Origin of the sequence: Saccharopolyspora sp. NPDC050389 (assembly GCF_040655595.1) — a bacterium.
Taxonomy (GTDB): domain Bacteria; phylum Actinomycetota; class Actinomycetes; order Mycobacteriales; family Pseudonocardiaceae; genus Saccharopolyspora.
This window is the reverse complement of the sequence record NZ_JBFAKG010000062.1, coordinates 1-15,622: the sequence shown is the minus strand read 5'-3', so window position 1 is coordinate 15,622 and position 15,622 is coordinate 1. Positions and strand designations below refer to the sequence as shown.

Annotated in this window: 18 protein-coding genes and 1 pseudogene; 12 read left to right on the top strand and 7 right to left on the bottom strand. The window is 64.9% G+C overall.

The features are described from left to right. Positions 1 to 42: 42 nt before the first annotated feature. A complete protein-coding gene (locus AB0I53_RS32735; RefSeq protein WP_358611706.1) occupies positions 43 to 1,152 on the top strand; it encodes a cupin domain-containing protein in 1,110 nt (369 codons plus the stop codon). On the opposite strand, the gene AB0I53_RS32730 is transcribed toward AB0I53_RS32735, so the two are convergent. Continuing rightward, positions 1,138 to 1,998 carry a phosphotransferase gene (locus AB0I53_RS32730; protein WP_358611703.1) on the bottom strand — a complete coding sequence of 287 codons (861 nt, stop codon included), beginning with the start codon at positions 1,996 to 1,998 and terminating at the stop codon, positions 1,138 to 1,140. The genes AB0I53_RS32735 and AB0I53_RS32730 overlap by 15 nt on opposite strands. Positions 1,999 to 2,105: 107 nt before the next feature. On the opposite strand from AB0I53_RS32730, the gene AB0I53_RS32725 reads away from it, so the two are divergent. Together AB0I53_RS32725 and AB0I53_RS32720 are read left to right on the top strand one after the other, a co-directional pair. After that, positions 2,106 to 2,870 carry an EndoU domain-containing protein gene (locus AB0I53_RS32725; RefSeq protein ID WP_358611700.1) on the top strand — a complete coding sequence of 255 codons (765 nt, stop codon included), beginning with the start codon at positions 2,106 to 2,108 and terminating at the stop codon, positions 2,868 to 2,870. A 5-nt stretch (positions 2,871 to 2,875) separates the two neighbouring features. Beyond that, the gene (locus tag AB0I53_RS32720) at positions 2,876 to 3,487 is read left to right on the top strand and encodes a hypothetical protein (RefSeq protein ID WP_358611697.1); all 612 of its coding nucleotides are present in this window, start codon (positions 2,876 to 2,878) and stop codon (positions 3,485 to 3,487) included. Between the two features lie 325 nt (positions 3,488 to 3,812). On the opposite strand, the gene AB0I53_RS32715 is transcribed toward AB0I53_RS32720, so the two are convergent. After that, the gene (locus AB0I53_RS32715) at positions 3,813 to 4,787 is read right to left on the bottom strand and encodes a hypothetical protein (RefSeq protein WP_358611694.1); all 975 of its coding nucleotides are present in this window, start codon (positions 4,785 to 4,787) and stop codon (positions 3,813 to 3,815) included. A 116-nt stretch (positions 4,788 to 4,903) separates the two neighbouring features. Then, on the bottom strand, positions 4,904 to 5,248 hold the full coding sequence (locus tag AB0I53_RS32710) for an Lsr2 family protein (RefSeq protein WP_358611691.1): 345 nt from the start codon (positions 5,246 to 5,248) through the stop codon (positions 4,904 to 4,906). A 177-nt stretch (positions 5,249 to 5,425) separates the two neighbouring features. Between AB0I53_RS32710 and AB0I53_RS32705 the strand changes: the two genes are divergently transcribed. The 3 genes from AB0I53_RS32705 (at position 5,426) to AB0I53_RS32695 (ending at position 7,576) form a co-directional block, all read left to right on the top strand. Then, positions 5,426 to 5,887, top strand: coding sequence for an Lsr2 family protein (locus AB0I53_RS32705; protein ID WP_358611688.1), 462 nt, complete (start codon positions 5,426 to 5,428; stop codon positions 5,885 to 5,887). A 106-nt stretch (positions 5,888 to 5,993) separates the two neighbouring features. After that, positions 5,994 to 6,266, top strand: coding sequence for a hypothetical protein (locus tag AB0I53_RS32700; protein WP_358611685.1), 273 nt, complete (start codon positions 5,994 to 5,996; stop codon positions 6,264 to 6,266). Between the two features lie 1,001 nt (positions 6,267 to 7,267). After that, complete coding sequence (locus AB0I53_RS32695; RefSeq protein WP_358611682.1) at positions 7,268 to 7,576, top strand: hypothetical protein; 309 nt, start codon at positions 7,268 to 7,270, stop codon at positions 7,574 to 7,576. An 871-nt stretch (positions 7,577 to 8,447) separates the two neighbouring features. On the opposite strand, the gene AB0I53_RS32690 is transcribed toward AB0I53_RS32695, so the two are convergent. After that, entirely contained in the window at positions 8,448 to 9,005 is a 558-nt protein-coding gene (locus tag AB0I53_RS32690) for a hypothetical protein (protein WP_358611679.1), read from the bottom strand. 672 nt (positions 9,006 to 9,677) lie between these two features. Here AB0I53_RS32690 and AB0I53_RS32685 point away from each other — a divergent pair. The 4 genes from AB0I53_RS32685 (at position 9,678) to AB0I53_RS32670 (ending at position 13,147) form a co-directional block, all read left to right on the top strand. Then, positions 9,678 to 10,544: a DUF5753 domain-containing protein gene (locus AB0I53_RS32685; protein WP_358611676.1), complete on the top strand. Its 867-nt coding sequence runs from the start codon at positions 9,678 to 9,680 to the stop codon at positions 10,542 to 10,544. 28 nt (positions 10,545 to 10,572) lie between these two features. After that, positions 10,573 to 10,800 (top strand): DUF397 domain-containing protein, encoded by a 228-nt coding sequence (locus AB0I53_RS32680; protein WP_358611673.1) that lies wholly within the window; start codon positions 10,573 to 10,575, stop codon positions 10,798 to 10,800. A 277-nt stretch (positions 10,801 to 11,077) separates the two neighbouring features. Further along, the gene (locus AB0I53_RS32675) at positions 11,078 to 11,803 is read left to right on the top strand and encodes a 2'-5' RNA ligase family protein (protein ID WP_358611670.1); all 726 of its coding nucleotides are present in this window, start codon (positions 11,078 to 11,080) and stop codon (positions 11,801 to 11,803) included. 765 nt (positions 11,804 to 12,568) lie between these two features. Then, positions 12,569 to 13,147, top strand: coding sequence for a hypothetical protein (locus AB0I53_RS32670; RefSeq protein WP_358611667.1), 579 nt, complete (start codon positions 12,569 to 12,571; stop codon positions 13,145 to 13,147). A 100-nt stretch (positions 13,148 to 13,247) separates the two neighbouring features. Here AB0I53_RS32670 and AB0I53_RS32665 read toward each other — a convergent pair whose 3' ends face one another. The 3 genes from AB0I53_RS32665 to AB0I53_RS32655 all read right to left on the bottom strand — a co-directional run bounded on the left by AB0I53_RS32665 (position 13,248) and on the right by AB0I53_RS32655 (position 14,603). Then, positions 13,248 to 13,424, bottom strand: coding sequence for a hypothetical protein (locus AB0I53_RS32665; RefSeq protein ID WP_358611664.1), 177 nt, complete (start codon positions 13,422 to 13,424; stop codon positions 13,248 to 13,250). A gap of 92 nt (positions 13,425 to 13,516) precedes the next feature. After that, positions 13,517 to 13,909 (bottom strand): recombinase family protein, encoded by a 393-nt coding sequence (locus AB0I53_RS32660; protein WP_358611661.1) that lies wholly within the window; start codon positions 13,907 to 13,909, stop codon positions 13,517 to 13,519. A 133-nt stretch (positions 13,910 to 14,042) separates the two neighbouring features. Beyond that, the gene (locus AB0I53_RS32655; RefSeq protein ID WP_358611659.1) at positions 14,043 to 14,603 is read right to left on the bottom strand and encodes a hypothetical protein; all 561 of its coding nucleotides are present in this window, start codon (positions 14,601 to 14,603) and stop codon (positions 14,043 to 14,045) included. A 240-nt stretch (positions 14,604 to 14,843) separates the two neighbouring features. Here AB0I53_RS32655 and AB0I53_RS32650 point away from each other — a divergent pair, with 240 nt between their 5' ends. Continuing rightward, the gene (locus tag AB0I53_RS32650) at positions 14,844 to 15,248 is read left to right on the top strand and encodes a hypothetical protein (protein WP_358611826.1); all 405 of its coding nucleotides are present in this window, start codon (positions 14,844 to 14,846) and stop codon (positions 15,246 to 15,248) included. Continuing rightward, a pseudogene (locus AB0I53_RS32645) lies at positions 15,163 to 15,451 on the top strand (transposase); the annotation flags it as partial. The gene AB0I53_RS32650 and the pseudogene AB0I53_RS32645, both read left to right, overlap by 86 nt. Between the last annotated feature and the right edge of the window lie 171 nt (positions 15,452 to 15,622).

The following is a 15,622-nucleotide window of genomic DNA, read 5'->3' as shown; positions in this document are numbered from 1 at the left end:
AGCGATTCTCGACCGCTTGGGGCCGGGTTTGCTCATGGCCGCATGGGCGATCCCAAGGTGTGCCAACGGATACTGACGCCGACGCGTCTGCTGGATGTCATCATGCGCCGGGCGTTGGCATTTCCCCAGTTCCGGGTGTTCCAGCACGGTGAAGAACTGCACCCGGATCGGTATCTGCGCAACACGGTGACCCGCCGTGGGCAGAGCTTGTCGATGGCGCGCATGGAACGTCTCTCGCGGTTCCTCACCGACGGCTGCACTGTCGTGCTGGACACGCTCGACTCGTTCGATCCCACGATGGAGATCGCCTGCCAGGCGTTGCAGTGGTGGTCCCGCGAGCTGGTGCAGGTGAACACGTACCTGACCACCGCCGACGCTGCGGGGTTCAACCTGCACTGGGACGACCATGACGTCCTGATCGTGCAGCTCGGCGGCGAGAAGTCGTGGGAGGTGCGCTGCACCAGCCGTGTCGCGCCGATGTACCGCGACACCGAACACTCCGGTGAGCCACCCGAGGAAATCGTGTGGGCTGGCACCATGCGGGCCGGAGACGTCATGCACATCCCGCGCGGCTACTGGCACCAGGCCACCCGCACCGACCGGTCCGGCGACGGTGCGGGCTACAGCCTGCACGCCACGTTCGGCTTCGTGAAGCGAACCGGGGTGGACTGGCTGTCGTGGGTCGCAGACCGATCCCGCACCGACGAAGCGTTCCGGCACGACCTGGCCCGCGACGGCGGCTCGGCCGCGCTCGCCGCGCGCGTTCCGATGCTCCTGGCCGAGTATCCGCAGGAGGTGTTCCTCGCTACCCGCGAACAGGAGCGCCCATCGAGGCGGCACGTCCGGACGGGCGGGATGTTCGGGCCGATCACCGACGTCGTGTGCGTGACCGACTTCCCACCGCGCATCGACGTCACCGACTCCACGGTCGAGGTCTTCGCGGTGGGCAAGCAACTGACCTTCGCTGCCAGGGCCGAACCGGCGCTGCGCCGGCTGTTGTCAGGTAACCCGGTGAACGTTCAGCAGGTGGCTGAGGCAACGGGAGTCGACGCCGAGGTGCTCGCCAGGACCCTGCTCGATGAGGGGCTGTGCGGCGAGCTGACCGACGAACTGGCAGCGGGCTACATCGGCGCGGGTTCACGCACCCCGTAGCTCAGCAAGGAGAACGTCCGCAGCCGCCCGCGCGGGCTCCGACAGGGGGGTCGGCGCTCCGCGACGGGCGGCAACCCGGATCGCGTTCGCGCACTGCAACAGTTGCGCGAGCTTGCCCGAACGGGTCTCCAAATCAGCGGCGAATTCGTGTTGAACCCGCGCAGCCAGCTGGGGATCAGGCAGCGCCGACTGCCACAGAGTCGCGGCATCGTGCCCGCGCGGAGCCGCGCCCCAGTCCTCCCAGTCGATGATGTGGCCCTCAACGGAGAGGTTTCCCCAATGCAGGTCCGTGTGCGCGGTCGTCCACTCGTCCACGACGGTATCGACGCCATCGAAGACCTCGGTGATCCTCTTGGTGAGGTGAGCTTGGCTCATGCCGACCCGTTCGGTCGGGTGCGCTCCCAGCGCGGCCAGCGACTCACGCAAGTCTGTCCACCACGGATCCGGAAGCGTTGTGGCCGTCGCAAGATCGCCCACCACAGGGGCGTTGATCAGCTCCACCTCGTCCACGCGCCACACGACATCCCTAGCCGGATCGGACCACGTAGCGCTCTGGAACCACTCGGGCTTCTTGACCTCACGAATCGTGGCCGCAGCTTCCAAGCCGATCCATACCGCGCTATTGATCCGCCACCGCTGTCGGCGTTCCACTCTCGCCCACGTGCCGTTGCTGGTGCGGAACCCCTCCGTGGCCCCGTGTTCTCCGTACACCACGGACGACCGATCGAGCCGCACGTCCAACGCTCGTTCGGCACGGTCAAGCACGTCTTCGTGCCGGTTCTCACGTACGTCGAAAACCGCAGACGACTGCGTAGCCGTGACGACAGGGGCGGTGGTGTCGGCCATGCAGGTCAACGTACCAATGCAACACCACAACCGTCGCCCTCGGTTCTGACCAGCAGTAGTCCTTCAACTGCGGAGCGGCGTCAGGGGCCTTCCGCATGATCCCGCCCATGTCTGCCGTGGAGGACGTGGGCCAGGCACTTGGCCTCGTGCTTGCCAAGCTCGCCGACGCGGCGGAACAAATCAACTTCGCCCTGCTCGCCTCGGACGAGGCCAAAGCGGGCCTCGTGGTGCTGGACGGAACCAACGATGCCGAGGCACAACAGGTTCTGGCGGGCTACGGCGTGGCCTGTGATCAGCTCATCCAGGCGCAGCAGATGCTTGGCCGCTGCTCTGATCAGATCAGCAAGTACGGGAGCAGCATCGGAGCGAGCCCAGCCCCCACGACGGGTGCTTCCTCCGGTAGCGCGCGTGCCAAACCTGACGGCCGCGCGCGTTCGGCCCCGCCTCGACCCACTGCCGACCTTCCTCGCCAGCAGCCTGCCGAGGCCGGTGCGTGGGACCATGTTGTCGGGGATACGCCGAATCCGGCAGACATCCATCTCCCGGAACTCGACGGAATTCACATCCTCGACGGCGGAGCTGATGATACGGGTGGTCATTTTTACGGCACGGGAATCCCGCTTAAGACCGAGTTCCCCGAGGCCTGGGACGACGCCAAGATCCTCGAATCCGTCGAGGATGTAGCCAAGAACCCGGACAGCCCGCCAGTCCTGTCCGATAGGAGCGGGAACTACAAGTTCAGCGGAACCAGGGACGGTGTGGAGATCGAGGGCTACGTGACCCCCGGTGGACAGGTCAAAACCGGTTTCCCCGTACGTGGCGAGGGCGTCGTTCAGAACGATGAGTCCGGCAACCCGCACCCGGTACCCTGAAACAAGTGAGCGGAGACCACACGACGATGGACACAGCCCAGCAGGCGACCCTCGGGCTACTGGAACAGCTCTCCGATCGCCTCCCCAAGCGTCGGCTGGCCCCGTACCGCGCACTCGGTGAAGCCGGCGAGACGGCTCAGCTGCTCAACGAAATGTGCAAAATGCTAGTCGCTCGCCACACCGAAGTGACACCCGCAGAGAAGGAAGCGCTGACACGGCTGCTGGATACCGTCCCCACCGGCGACTATGACTACCTCCGTAACCGTGACAAGACCTTGGCCGCGATCGAGGTCGCCGATCAGCCGCGGGTCGTCACCCACGAGGACCTGCGCAAGCTCAGTGCGGATTCGAATGCCCTTCTGGAGCGTCTGGCCGATCGCCTCCCACCAGACCGGCTGGAGGAGTACCGCACCCTGAGTCATGTCGGTGAGTGGTCGATGCTGGTCGACCTGTTGTCAGCGAGCCTGGTTACCCGACAGATCCCGGTCAGCCCTTCTGAACGGGACGCACTCGCCGCTCTGCTGAACTGGTTCCGCCCGGCAGCGGTTGCCGATCTCGCATACATCCACGACCGCGAGAACACTCTCGCCTCGCTGAACGTCACCGACCAGCCCTGAGCGGTTTGGGCAGCGACCTGCCGCGAGCCCGTTCAGGAAGCACTACGAAAAAGATCCCTGCCGAAGATTCCGGCTGGGATCTTCGCATCAACAGCCAACTTTGAATGAATAGGCAACGTAGGTTCATTACGAAGTTGATCGCCGCTCGCTGGTCCTTGATGCGGACGTTGCAGCCCTCGGCGGCACGCAACCCCCAGCCCGCCGAGAGCACCAAGAAGCCGAGGGAAGGAACGGCACCGTACTAGATCATCACAGGCAAACAGGGCCCAACAGCGCTACCGGCCACCGTTGGCGCACACCGCACTAACCCAACATGATCGCCTGGTCACCTGGTCATGCGGGCAGCTTTCACGCCGTTCACCGACACCAAGGCCCCCGCAAGCCGTCCCTGGGAGCCCGCCGAGACCAGCGCGGCACGAAACCTAGCTTCATCATCACCGTAGCTAGCCAACCTAGCTCCTGTAACCAGCAGCACGACTCTGTGCCTGTCCCGCGCGGCCGACAACCACTCCTCCCCCAACGCAACAGGTTTGGTTGCCTCCTGCCATGACCACCAAGTCCGACCAGGGCGTGTGATCGTCACCAGTTGACTCTGCTTGACCCGCACCGTCCACCGCAGACGCTGCACCGGCGCCGGCGCCGGCCCAGGCAATTCGACCAGTGAAAACCCGCTTTCCCGCATCTCCGCCACACACGAATCAGCCGGCGTTGCCGCTCCCTCTGACCACACCCTGAAATTCGCGCTCGGCACCACAATCACGGCCGGATACAGCACCCCGTCGAGTTCAAGACAGGTCGTGATCACCTCATCAGGCAGACCCGAACCACGAGCCTTGCCTGCCCGAGCCCATTCCTCGACCTCGCGCCGGCTGTGTATCGCGCTGGGGCCGCACGCTGCGTGTATCCGCCCCAAAGCACCCAGCGTCCCCTCATTGTTGGCCAAGAGCACCACGGTTGAGGTCTCATCACGGCCCATGTCACCGGGCTGCCCACACCGCAGACATTGATACGTCGGGTGCTCGAACAACTCGCCGGAGCGCAACAGCGCCCGCTCATGATCGCTGAGCCACTCAGCGACCTCACCTGATACAAACGGATCCACCCGCCAGATGGTGCCAGACCCCGACAGCCCAGCCACAGCACGACGGCCGTGCGGCACCTCGAAGGTGAGATCGGCCAGTGGATCGGATCGCTGGGAAGTACCAGGCGGTGTCGCGACGGAATCCGCTGCTCCATCACACGCGGTGTCGTCGTCGCGCTCGCCATTGCTGCGTTTCAGCAACCGCGATCGACCGGCCATCAAGTCGTTCATAAAGGCTCGGCCGAGCAGGCGAACCGATCCCGGGATTTCGTCGGCGAGAACACACGTTGGTGCCTGGCAGGAATCGCGCGCCAGGCACCAACAACGTGCGAATCTTAGTTTTGGTTCTCGTAGGCTTCGACGACCTCGGCAGGAATGCGGCCCCGGTCGGAAACCGGCATCCCCTGATTCCGGGCCCAATCCCGGATGGCCTGGTTGCGTTCGCGGTCGGCCGCGGTCGGCGTCGCAGGGGACTTGCCGGCCTTGGCGGCGGCGCGCTTGCGGCCACCGGTCTTCTGCGCGTTGGCCACGAAAGAAGCCAGCGAGTCGCGGAGTTTGGCGGCGTTTTCGTTGGACAGGTCAATTGAGTAGTTCACCCCGTCCAAGGCGAACTCGACAGTGCTGTCGGCTGCTGTGCCGTCGACGTCGTCGACGAGCTGAATAGTGACTTTCTGAGCCAAAATGGTCTCCTTTAATCCACTGCGTAGAACCCGACGTGACTATTCCAAGGGTTCAATGTGGAACCCCACGGAACCACTGCTGCTGACGGTTGGTGCTAGCACCTGATCTCTGGTGTTCTAAGGTAGACGGTACAGGAGGCGTATCCGGTTGATGGGTAATCCTGTTCACGAGCTCAGATGGGTGGCGTAGCGTTGCAGCGGATTCAGGTCGAACTCGTCGATGACATCGACGGGTCCCCAGCCAACCAGACCGTCACCTTCGCGCTGGATGGTGTGACGTACGAAATCGACCTGAACGACGAGCACGCCCAACAACTCCGGGACGTCCTCGACCGCTACATCAAAGCCGCGCGCGCCCCGAAGCCCGAGCCGGCGCGCAGCACGCGCCAGCAGGAGCGCGAAGATGAGCAGACCAGGCAGGCCAACAAGCAGCTGACCGAGCAGATCCGCGGCGCCGCGCAGCGCACCCGCGAGCACCTCAGCAAGAAGGCCTCCGAGCCGGTCGACCCGGAGCCGGTCGAGCAGCCCGAGCCCGTCGAGGAAACGTTGTTCGACACGATCCCGGCCGAAGAGCCGAAGCCGGAAGCGGCCCGCGTCCCGGCGGTTTCGATGCCGCAGTTCTCCTCCGCAGTCGACTGAGAACCGGCCGGTTGGCCCGATTTCCGTGGCGGCGGCCCGACGTGTACCCGCGAAAAGCGCTGCACCGGGCTGCCGTTCTGGGGGGCGGACCTTGTCGGCCAGAGCCTTGTCCGAACTTGAAAGGCTCCGCGTCGCGCTCACCACCGGAGCGCGACTGTGCCGCGAGCAGCATGGCGCGCACCTACCGCTGGCGACAGACTCGATGATCGCCCATATCATCGCCACCCGGCTGTGCGACGCCTCGATCCGCGCCACGATGCTGCACGCCATCGTCATTGACATTGCCGATGCCAACCGATGCCGCAATCAGCGAACAGCCGACGCCAAAATTCGCGAGCAAAGCCACCCCGGCAGCGGTGCTCGGCAAACCGCCCGCTAGGCCGCAGGCTGCGAGCCCACCGCGTCCCAAGATATGCACGCAGGCGAGGGTGAGACGAGCATCCTGCTGCACGCGGCCCTTCACTCGTCCGCGATGGATACGAAACGGCCGACCACCGCGCCGACGAACGCCCCGACCTGCTCCTGCACGGAGTTCGCGCCTACACCTCCACAGGCGTGGTCGGCCAACCCTCGCTGGCCAGCGCTCAGAAGGGCGCCGCCCTTCTCGACGCGTTCGAGAGCCAATTCGCCCTTCGCCTCGATGAGTTGCGTAAGCCGATCCCCTGAGCAACGGCTGAGGCTGCTTCAGCGTCGAACAAGACGACGGACATCCTCATCGCCCTACAGGATTGTGGAGCACCGACGACTGTGCAGGAGGGCCGACATCGCTGCTGGAGTATCGGGCGCGCGCTGCGCACGCCAGCCAAGCGTGGGCGACCCACCGCACGCTGGATGTGACGCCGTGCTCCGGCGCGAACGGCATCACCCCGAACGCCGGGGACCTCAAAGGCGCCGCCCATCGAACGATACGCACCGCGGCAACCACACGGCCGATGTCCCAGCGCAGTTCCTGCCAGCTGAACAACGTTGGCTCTGAACCGACGAACTCCGTCGCCACCTTGTCGCACCGGACGGAACCTCTGTCCAGATGAGCTGCCAGCCTCTACCTGAGGGCTTCGGCGGCCCGCGAGCCGCTGTGGTTGCTCGCCCGTTCGAGCGATTACGGTGATCGTCATTGTCGTGGCCGGTAGCTCTGAAGCGCAGCAACCACTTGCCGATCGTTGATCACCGCTGGACGAAGACTCGACGCGATCGTCGGTCTTACCGAGACGATCTCGGTAAAACCGACTGTAGGTAGCGCAAACGTGTACTGCCGTCGTTGCGTGGACACGGGCACACGACCGTCCGCATCGATGACGGGCCAGTGCAGACCGCCATCGAATGGCCGCGCATACGGAACAAGCCGGGACACCCCGGCGTCGAAACCACGGACCAGGACGAGTGGCTGCTCAACAAGATGACGACCAGCACGAGCAACCAGGAAAAAGGAGTATCCCACGCAATACCAAGCACAGCCCCGTCTGGCACCTGCTCGACCAGGCCTTAGGCGACTGGGGGACGACCTGCCGCTCGATCGCCCTCATCCTCGGCACGCTCCTCCCCGTACTGATCACCCTGGTCCTCGTTCACGGAAGCCTGGCGACCATTGCGCCATGGCTGGCCGGGATCGGCACCATGCTCGGCATGTGCCGCTACGCCAACAACCGATCAAACAAGAAAGCAGGACCTCCCCCTGATCAACCGCCATAGAGCACATCTGTCGCATCGGATTGTGGACGCAATCCACCCGCCGTTGTCGGCGTACGCGGTCGACGCGGATCAGCCAGCCGGCATAGTCACGCTGCTTTGTTGGTTCGGCCGACTCCTGCGCGGCGGTGGCGCGCCCGCTGACCGAAGGGGACATTACGATTCTCGTGGGTTCTCTCAGCCACTATGGGAACCGGGACGCGGTCATCTTCCCGCCGCTGCTCGGGATCGGCATGGAAAGACGCCCCGAACATCGGTGGATTCTCTCCCCGACGGCGTCGGTACCGTGCCCCTGCCACTGACAGCGGCGCTCGTTCACACACGGCCTCCCGCACCGCAGCGCGCAACTGCCCGACCGCTGACTCAGACAACGTCAGCGATCCCTGCACGGTCGGGGTCACCGAGACGCCGTCCGGTGCGATGCCGATTTCGAGGTGCGCCCGGCGCCCGTGCTGGTCACGGCAGGGCACCGACCAGGTCCTCGGGTCCCGCTGCCACCGAAACCGGGACAGCAACTCCAACACCGTAGGCACGCATGCCCTTTTCCTCATTGGGATCACACACCTTCACATCGAACGTGCTCCGTAGAGCGGTATGCGCGGCAGTTTGAGCGATATCGGGGAGGCGGGTGTCCCCGTGCGCCTCGGGGGGCGTCGACGCTCGGGAACACCCGCCAGTTCAAGGGGCGCCTGCTGATGGCGGGCGCTGCTCTCCGACGGCCCTGGCGTTGCCGCAACGGTGCGCGCGTACTCGTCGGGTCGTCGGGTCGTCGGGTCGTTGGTCGGCCAGAGGATGTCCTGACGACGCTCGTGCACCTCGTTGCCAGTGTCGATCACTACGGCGGAACGGCGTACCGCCGCTTCCGGGGCCGGGGCTATACCAGGGCATGCCATGCATCAGATGCCTCCCCAGAGAGCTCGCTTCCCCGCTCCACGACAGCCGCGGCTTCCTGGGCGAGCACCGCGAGAACCGCGACCGGCAACGCACGTGCCCGATTGAGGGCCGCGCCGAACCGGCGATCATCGCGGAGCGCGGCACTGGTCAGGATCTCCGTCGTGGTGTCGATCGCGGCCGCGCAGAGGCGCCGCTGCTCATTGGCGACATCGCGGAGGTTGAGCTGTGGACGGATCACCGCGTCGTCGCGCAGTTGGTCACGCGGCACGTGACGCAGGACGACGTCGGCGAGGACACACGCAGCTTTACCCATTCCGACCGGCCCGTAGGTGAGCGTGACCTGGTGGAGCAGATCCACAGCCCGCGTGATGTCACCGGTGAGATATCCCCAGACCGCGGCGTGGACATGGGTATGGATGTTGCGTTCGGCTGCGGTCTCGTTCATGTCTCGTCCGACGGGAACATCCACAATGGTCACCGTCTTGCAGCTCACGAGGCTCGGCAGTTCGCTGATGTCGTCGTTGGTCGCAGTGCTCATGGCTGATCAGTTCTCCCGGTGGCGGGCTTTCCTGCTGGGCTGGCCCACACGGCCTCGGCGGCGCTGGGGGTAGTCGCCTTGGCCGCGTGGGCCAGCAGGAGGTGCGCGGAGCGGTCGGATCGGCTCGCGTACGGGCTGGGACGCGAGCGGTTCCGCCTCAGACGTCGCGCACCGGGCGATCACACGGCGTTCTCACGTCACGTCGTGCCGTGCTGCCACCTCCCGCCGGAACGTGGTGACAAGCACCGTGGAACCCGGCGGCCCGCCCCATGTCGGGGGGTACGGGGCGGGCCACCGGAGACCTTGAGTCAGTACGAGGCGAGAGGGCTCGGTAATGGAAGACCTGGCGGGCAGCATGGTCCACGTACTGACGCCGATGCCGTCACCTCGTCGCCAACGTCGGCCACGCCTCTCGAATGCGGGAGTCATGTCGGCGTCCGCATTCCCGAGCCGTGTGGCGCATCTCGCCAGTCCCCGCCGACGTCGCCAGACAAGCCTGCTGCAGCCTCCCGCTAACCATGACTGACTCCTAAAATCGGCAATCACTGATGTAGTGATACACTAAAATAGAATTTCCTAAGTTGCGAGTGGTCCGATTGGGTGGTTCGCATCGCCCGCTGTGCGTGACCGATACTGATGGGGCGACAGGCCACCCCGCGGAGGCAGCTTCAGATGGCAATCACCAAGACAGTCCCGTTGCTGATGCTGATCAACGAGCTGAACCGGCTGAAGGCGGAGTCCAAGGTCAGCGACCCCGAGGCCGCACAGCATCTCGGCTGCGCCGCAACCAAGATCAACCGGATTCTGACGATGACGTCGAAGCCGACCGCGGGCGACGTCAGGCTGCTCGCCGAGAAGTACGGCGCCAGCCCTGAGCTGGTAGAGGTGCTAATGGATCTTGCCCGCAACCTCGGAAGGAAGGGCGACTGGACCAGCTACCGTGCCGTGTACGCCGAATCGATGCGGCTTCTGGTTGACCTTGAACGTAGCAGCAGCCGAATCCGCCAGGTCCAACCGGAGATCGTTCCCGGGCTTCTCCAGACCGACGACTACATCCGCGCACTGCACGAGGCTCCAACACCGTTCGGAGTCAAATCGAACGTGGACGATGTCATCCAGGCTCGACGCGAACGTCAGTCGATCCTGGCGCGCGACCACAACCCACCCATGCTGAGCTTCGTCCTGTCTGAATCATGCCTTCGACGGGTTTACGGCGGACGGGACGTGATGCGCGGACAGATGCAACGGCTCCTCGAGATCGAGGAACGTCCGAACGTCCAGCTGCAGGTCTTGCCGTTCGACAACGTCAATCCGGTTGTATACACATCGTTGAATTTCTTGCTCTTTCACGTTCCGGGACGAGGGATCGCGTCACCGTTGAACTTCGCCTACGTCGAGCAGTACGACGACGCGCGCTACCTGGATGATCACGAGCGGGTCGACACCTACGAACAGCTGTGGAGCTACCTTCAAGCCGCCGCGCTGGGCCCGGTGGAATCAGCCGATTTCATCAGGAAAGTGGCGGACGAGTACAAGTAACCCTCTACAGGAAAGGACACAACCACGCATGTACAAGCACGAGTACCTGCCCGACAGCGCGTTCGACGGCGCACAGTGGCAAAAGGCGTCTGCGAGCGAGCCAGACAAGGGCTGCGTGGAGTTCACCAAGGTGGACAACGTCATCGCCATGCGCGATTCCAAAGTGGCCGACGGTCCGATTCTGCAGTTCACCGAGCAGGAGATCGCGGCCATGCTCGCCGGCGCCAAGGGCGGCGAGTTCGACCACTTAATCTGACCCAGCATTCTGCGCCGAGGCGGTCACCGAGCAGACCAGCCCGGTGGGCTGGCGGCGGCCAGGAGCGCGACCTCTGCTGTGCCGATCGTCTCGGTACAGAGCGGCGTGGTCGGGCATGTCTGGTGCCGGCTCGCCGCGCAGTCGCCACCGCCTGGCGACGCAGGCGCGTGGCTCGCGGTCCGGTTCCGCGACTCTGGGGCTCTGGGGCTCTGGGGCTCTGGGGCTCTGGGGCTCTGGGGCGTGACGGCACCAGAGAATGCAGTTGTTGCTAGCCGGCATGAACCTCAACGAAAACTGGCGCGCAGCAGGCCACCATCTGACTGCCTACGTGAACTCCTCGAGAGCACCAAGAGAACGAAGGAAGGGATACATGGACTGCTTCTTCGAACGTTTTCCTGGCGCAACCTGGGAAATCCAAGAGCGCCTGCACGTCTACGCGCTGCCCAACCAGAAAGTCCGTGACCTCGTCACGGAATACCACACCCTCCTCGGCGATGACCCCATCGGCCAGTACGGGCTCGGCCTCCAACCGGCCGACTTCCTGCATTTCACCGTCCAGATGCTGCGCAAGCATCGCAGCGAGGTCACCAAACCCGACCTGGACGAACTCGTCACCCACCTCGCCAAGCAGCTACGGCACGTCGATCCGATCACTTTGCAGGTCGGACCTCCCCAGCCAGGCGTGCACGCCGTCGAGCTCTGGGTCGCCCCTGACGCCGACCAGGTCTGGGGCGAGCTTGTCGACCACACCCGCACGGCCGTGACCAACGTATTCGGACCCGACGCCCTGCCACCGCTAGGCCCCAACGCAGTCCCCCACACGTCCCTGGGCTACGGGGTCCGTCCCGGCGACTCCGGCGCAATCACCAACGCGATCAAGCAAATCCGCCGGCCACTGGTCGAAGTCATCGTCGACCAGGTACACCTCCTGGCCGTCACGCAACACCCCGCTCGCGGCTGCTTCACCTGGGAACCGATCGCGGCGATCCCACTCGGGCACTAGCTCTACCCCGTACACCAGCGCGACGGTGGTGAAGTTGGTGATCAGCCGTCGTTCACCGACATAGACAGGCAACGACGGCTGATCCAGTCAAACACTCGCGACGGGGTCGGCTTAGACCCACGACCGCGACGTAGCGAGAACGGCTGGTTCAACCGCGCCGTCCAAATGCAGCTCGCTGCTGCGCGAGCCGCGTGCATTCGGGAGCGGAAACGCTCGGCCAACCACGTAAAGAGCCGGCAGCCCGGAACGGGCACTGAGCCAAGGCTCAATGACGGCGACACCAGCACCGCCAACGCGCGTCAACCAACTCATGTCATCGACAACTCAGCGGCGCATCGCCGGGGATTACGGATTCTGGCCATGGCGGCGTTGTAACGTGGCCCTATGTTGGACCCAAACCTTCGCGATGTTGTTGGCTGGCTGGCGTCAACGTTGCAGCTACACCGCGGCATGCTGGCAGGGGTCCCTCTGGAATACACGACCAACGCCGGCATTCTCTTCGTGTCCTGGCGCGGAGGGCCTACCGCCGACATGGTCGCAGCCGAGCTGGTCCAGTCGGCAGACCCGGACCTGCCCGTAACGCTACGTCCGGCACGGGCATCGGCTGCATTCCTCCACCTCTCCGTCGGAGATCTGACTGTGTGTCTGGATCCCAGTGACCCCACGCCAGATCAGCCCTGGGCACCCCGAGTCGGACAACACCCGAACAGCCGCCCCTGGCCGTGGCCATGGAGACTGCACGACAGTGGAGCCGCTTACGACACCGTGCTGTGGACCGCGGGCAACGTGGAATCCGGCGGCGATGAAGTCGCGGTGGTGGTGCGTGTTTCCCCGTCAGCTGCCACTCCTGCTCATTCGTCCTGGTCCGAGAGCGGATTCTGTGTCGTCGATGCCGACTATGAAGTCCCGGACCATGCATCCACAGAAACGAAGCGTCTCTGGCTGCAGCGAACGACGAACGCCCACATTCGGCTGCGCTGTGCCGTCACAGGCTGGAGCGACGCGGAAGCCGACGAATGGCTCGCGGGCGACGGTCCGCATCAACGGCGTCCCATGATCAGCGCCGTGCTGCTCGACGAGCGATGCATCATCCGGGTCGACGCAGGGCTCCGGATCGTAGCCACCGTCGCCGACGGAAGTCCGTGGGTGTCCGCGCCCTGGGATGTGCTCCCTTCCGCCCTCTACAGCGCACTGAGCGCCCGGGTCGCTGATCACCTGAACCCGCCCGAGTTCCTGAATGTCCGGCGATACGGAGACGCCTGGAGCCAGGTTCGGTTCCAGCTTTCAAGCCAGCTTGTCGCCCCGGGCGAACACTCCTACGGCCCACCACGGGCTTTCGAGTAGCCCGAGTACACCAGAAGCAGCGACCGGCGGTGATGACCTGGCGGATCGTGAGGGTCTGGACCACCAGCATCCGGGAGTGGTGGTCGATGCGATCGTCGTCTTAGCAGGCGCGTTTGTCCTCGGCCAGGCCCGTCCAGATGTGCGCGGGCAGGAGTTCCGGCGCCGTGTGCATTTCGGTGACGAAGCCACGCCAGCCTTCCAGCGTGGTCAGTTGCAGGTGCCCGTATTCGGCTGCGGGATCGTCGTCCGGTCTGGAGCTGGCGGGGCGGGTCACCATCGCTTGTCCGCTTCGGCGAAAGGATCGAAGATGGGCAGCGGGATCACCTTGGTGACACTGTCTGGGCGTGGGTGCTGATCGGGTCCGGTCCGTCATCCCCGGTGTCGCTGATGGCGGGAACAGGCTCCGGCTGAATTGGTCGCGTCGGTGGCAGCCAGATCGGTGATGCCCGACAGCGCGCCGGAGAGCACCCGCAGGTTCACGCTGTGGTCATGGCACCAGGAACGGACCGCGAGGATGTCGGCCAGGTCGCGGCAGAGCCGGTACGGCTCGGAGACCGTGAGCGTGTCGCCGGGACGGGCGAAGGCCGCCAGTTCCCGGAAGCCGTCGCGTTGCAGGGCAGGGATTTTCGAGCAGGTGGCCGGGTCGCTGAAGAACCGCACCCCGTCAGTGCCAGCGGTCAGCCCGGATTCGGTGAGTACGTGTGTTTGCCGCTGGATGCTTTGTTCGTCGGTGGAGACCCGGGTGTAGACCAGGTGCGCCATGAACCGCCGGATGTCTTTCGGATAAGGGCCGCGTGGTCGCGGCAGCATAGTGGGACCGGTGATCCGACGCCGGCCATACCCGGTGGCGGGCCAGCGGAACCAATCGGTACACCGCGGGCCGCCACCGAGTTCCTCATGCCGGCTGGTCCGTGGTCGTGCTGGAGGTGGCGGCCTGGTCGGCGAGTGTGGTGTCGACCCAGTCGATGAAGCTCAGTGCGGAGCCATGGAAGTGTTCGCGGACGCGGGCCTGGATGGCGCGCACGTCGTGGCCGGGCAGGAAGTCCCGGTCGGTGGCCTCTCCGCAGCCGCAGGCGCAGGGCCGGTAGAGGAACGGTTTTTCCTCGGGCAGGTCGCAGTAGGCGATCGGGTTCTGGGAGCTGTTGGCCGCCGGGTCGGGCCGGCCGATCCAGGCGTCGCGCAGCGGGTGGCACTCTGTGAGCACTTCGCCTTCCAGCGCGATGCGGTCGCCGTGGGTGGAGACGCCGATGACCTCGCCGACCGCGCGCACGAGCCCTTCGCCGACGATGAGTGCGAACCGCTGCCGGGAGGCCTTCTCGGCGTTCATCCGCCACACGCCCCGGCCCACTTCCCACGCCTCGAACTCTGTCATCCGTGGGAAGTAGCCGATGAACGCGCGGCCGAGCGGGTCGCCTTCCACAGTCTCGTAGTTACCGAGCTTCAACCGAATCGCCATAGTCAACCCCCTAGGTTTCATTTCCGGTACGTGACGAGCACAGTCCATCATTTCAAATCGGATATAGAAAGATGTGGGCGCGCGGAAGCGAACCAGGTTCACACAAACGGAGTACTGTCAAGCGGTAACGGATACACCTTGATGGCAGTGCTTTCGAGAAGTCCGGTTCGTGGCGCTCTCTGTCATCAAACCCTGTCGTCAGCACTGATCTGCTCGCATCGCATGTCGACACGTGACATCGTGGCTGAGCTGGCCACCATCGTTCTCCCGCTTCCCACCGCTGGTCCCGATGCTGACGAGGCCGCCGGCGACGGCATCGCGGATCTGGCTGACGAGGTCCGCCGGCAGAGTGAGGACTTCGAGCACAACACCCGACTGGCCTGGGATGAGGGCAATTGCGAGCCGCTGCTGAGCGCGATCTCGGAGCCCCTCGGGACATGCTGGCGGCCGAGAAGCGGATGCGGCTGCTGGTGGCCTATGGCCGGGAGTTCGTCGAACAGCGAACCGCGCCCCTACCTGCTCGACGACCTCGCGCACGCCGCCGGCATGTCGATCTCGGGTGTGCGTACCGCCTATACGCACCCACGATGTTGCGGTCATCGACGCAACCGGCACGGTCGTGACCAAGGGCCGCATCACCGATGATTCGGCGGGGTTCGCCCGGTTGCTGGAGTTGCTGGCCGAGGGTGGCGACACGCTGGAAGATCCCATCCCGGTCGGGATCGAAAACCGACCACGGCCTCCTGGTCACCGCGTTGCGCTGCACGGGCCGGACGATCTATGCGATCAACCCGCTGTCTGCATCGCGTTACCGCTCGCGCCACCAGGTTTCCGGCTTGAAGTCCGACTGTACGGTGCGACACGAGCTTCTTGTCGTGGACAGGCTTAAAGGTCTCGGCGGAGCTGTTTGCCGTGTGCATCGGTTAACGACCTCGTGCATAGTTGGCGATCTTGACTGAGATGATCTTCGTGTGGGTCGTGCTGGGGTGTTGTCGAGTCGTCGGGTGACAGGGTTATCC

What these genes read in the sequence shown, in the direction of transcription:
- AB0I53_RS32680 (WP_358611673.1), top strand. Translation starts at nt 10,573, where the DNA reads ATGTACAAGCACGAGTACCTGCCCGACAGCGCGTTCGACGGCGCACAG.
- AB0I53_RS32660 (WP_358611661.1), bottom strand. Translation starts at nt 13,909, where the DNA reads ATGGCGCACCTGGTCTACACCCGGGTCTCCACCGACGAACAAAGCATC.
- AB0I53_RS32735 (WP_358611706.1), top strand. Translation starts at nt 43, where the DNA reads ATGGGCGATCCCAAGGTGTGCCAACGGATACTGACGCCGACGCGTCTG.
- AB0I53_RS32730 (WP_358611703.1), bottom strand. Translation starts at nt 1,998, where the DNA reads ATGGCCGACACCACCGCCCCTGTCGTCACGGCTACGCAGTCGTCTGCG.
- AB0I53_RS32685 (WP_358611676.1), top strand. Translation starts at nt 9,678, where the DNA reads ATGGCAATCACCAAGACAGTCCCGTTGCTGATGCTGATCAACGAGCTG.
- AB0I53_RS32665 (WP_358611664.1), bottom strand. Translation starts at nt 13,424, where the DNA reads ATGGTGACCCGCCCCGCCAGCTCCAGACCGGACGACGATCCCGCAGCC.
- AB0I53_RS32715 (WP_358611694.1), bottom strand. Translation starts at nt 4,787, where the DNA reads ATGGCCGGTCGATCGCGGTTGCTGAAACGCAGCAATGGCGAGCGCGAC.
- AB0I53_RS32675 (WP_358611670.1), top strand. Translation starts at nt 11,078, where the DNA reads ATGAACCTCAACGAAAACTGGCGCGCAGCAGGCCACCATCTGACTGCC.
- AB0I53_RS32690 (WP_358611679.1), bottom strand. Translation starts at nt 9,005, where the DNA reads ATGAGCACTGCGACCAACGACGACATCAGCGAACTGCCGAGCCTCGTG.
- AB0I53_RS32705 (WP_358611688.1), top strand. Translation starts at nt 5,426, where the DNA reads ATGGGTGGCGTAGCGTTGCAGCGGATTCAGGTCGAACTCGTCGATGAC.
- AB0I53_RS32725 (WP_358611700.1), top strand. Translation starts at nt 2,106, where the DNA reads ATGTCTGCCGTGGAGGACGTGGGCCAGGCACTTGGCCTCGTGCTTGCC.
- AB0I53_RS32655 (WP_358611659.1), bottom strand. Translation starts at nt 14,603, where the DNA reads ATGGCGATTCGGTTGAAGCTCGGTAACTACGAGACTGTGGAAGGCGAC.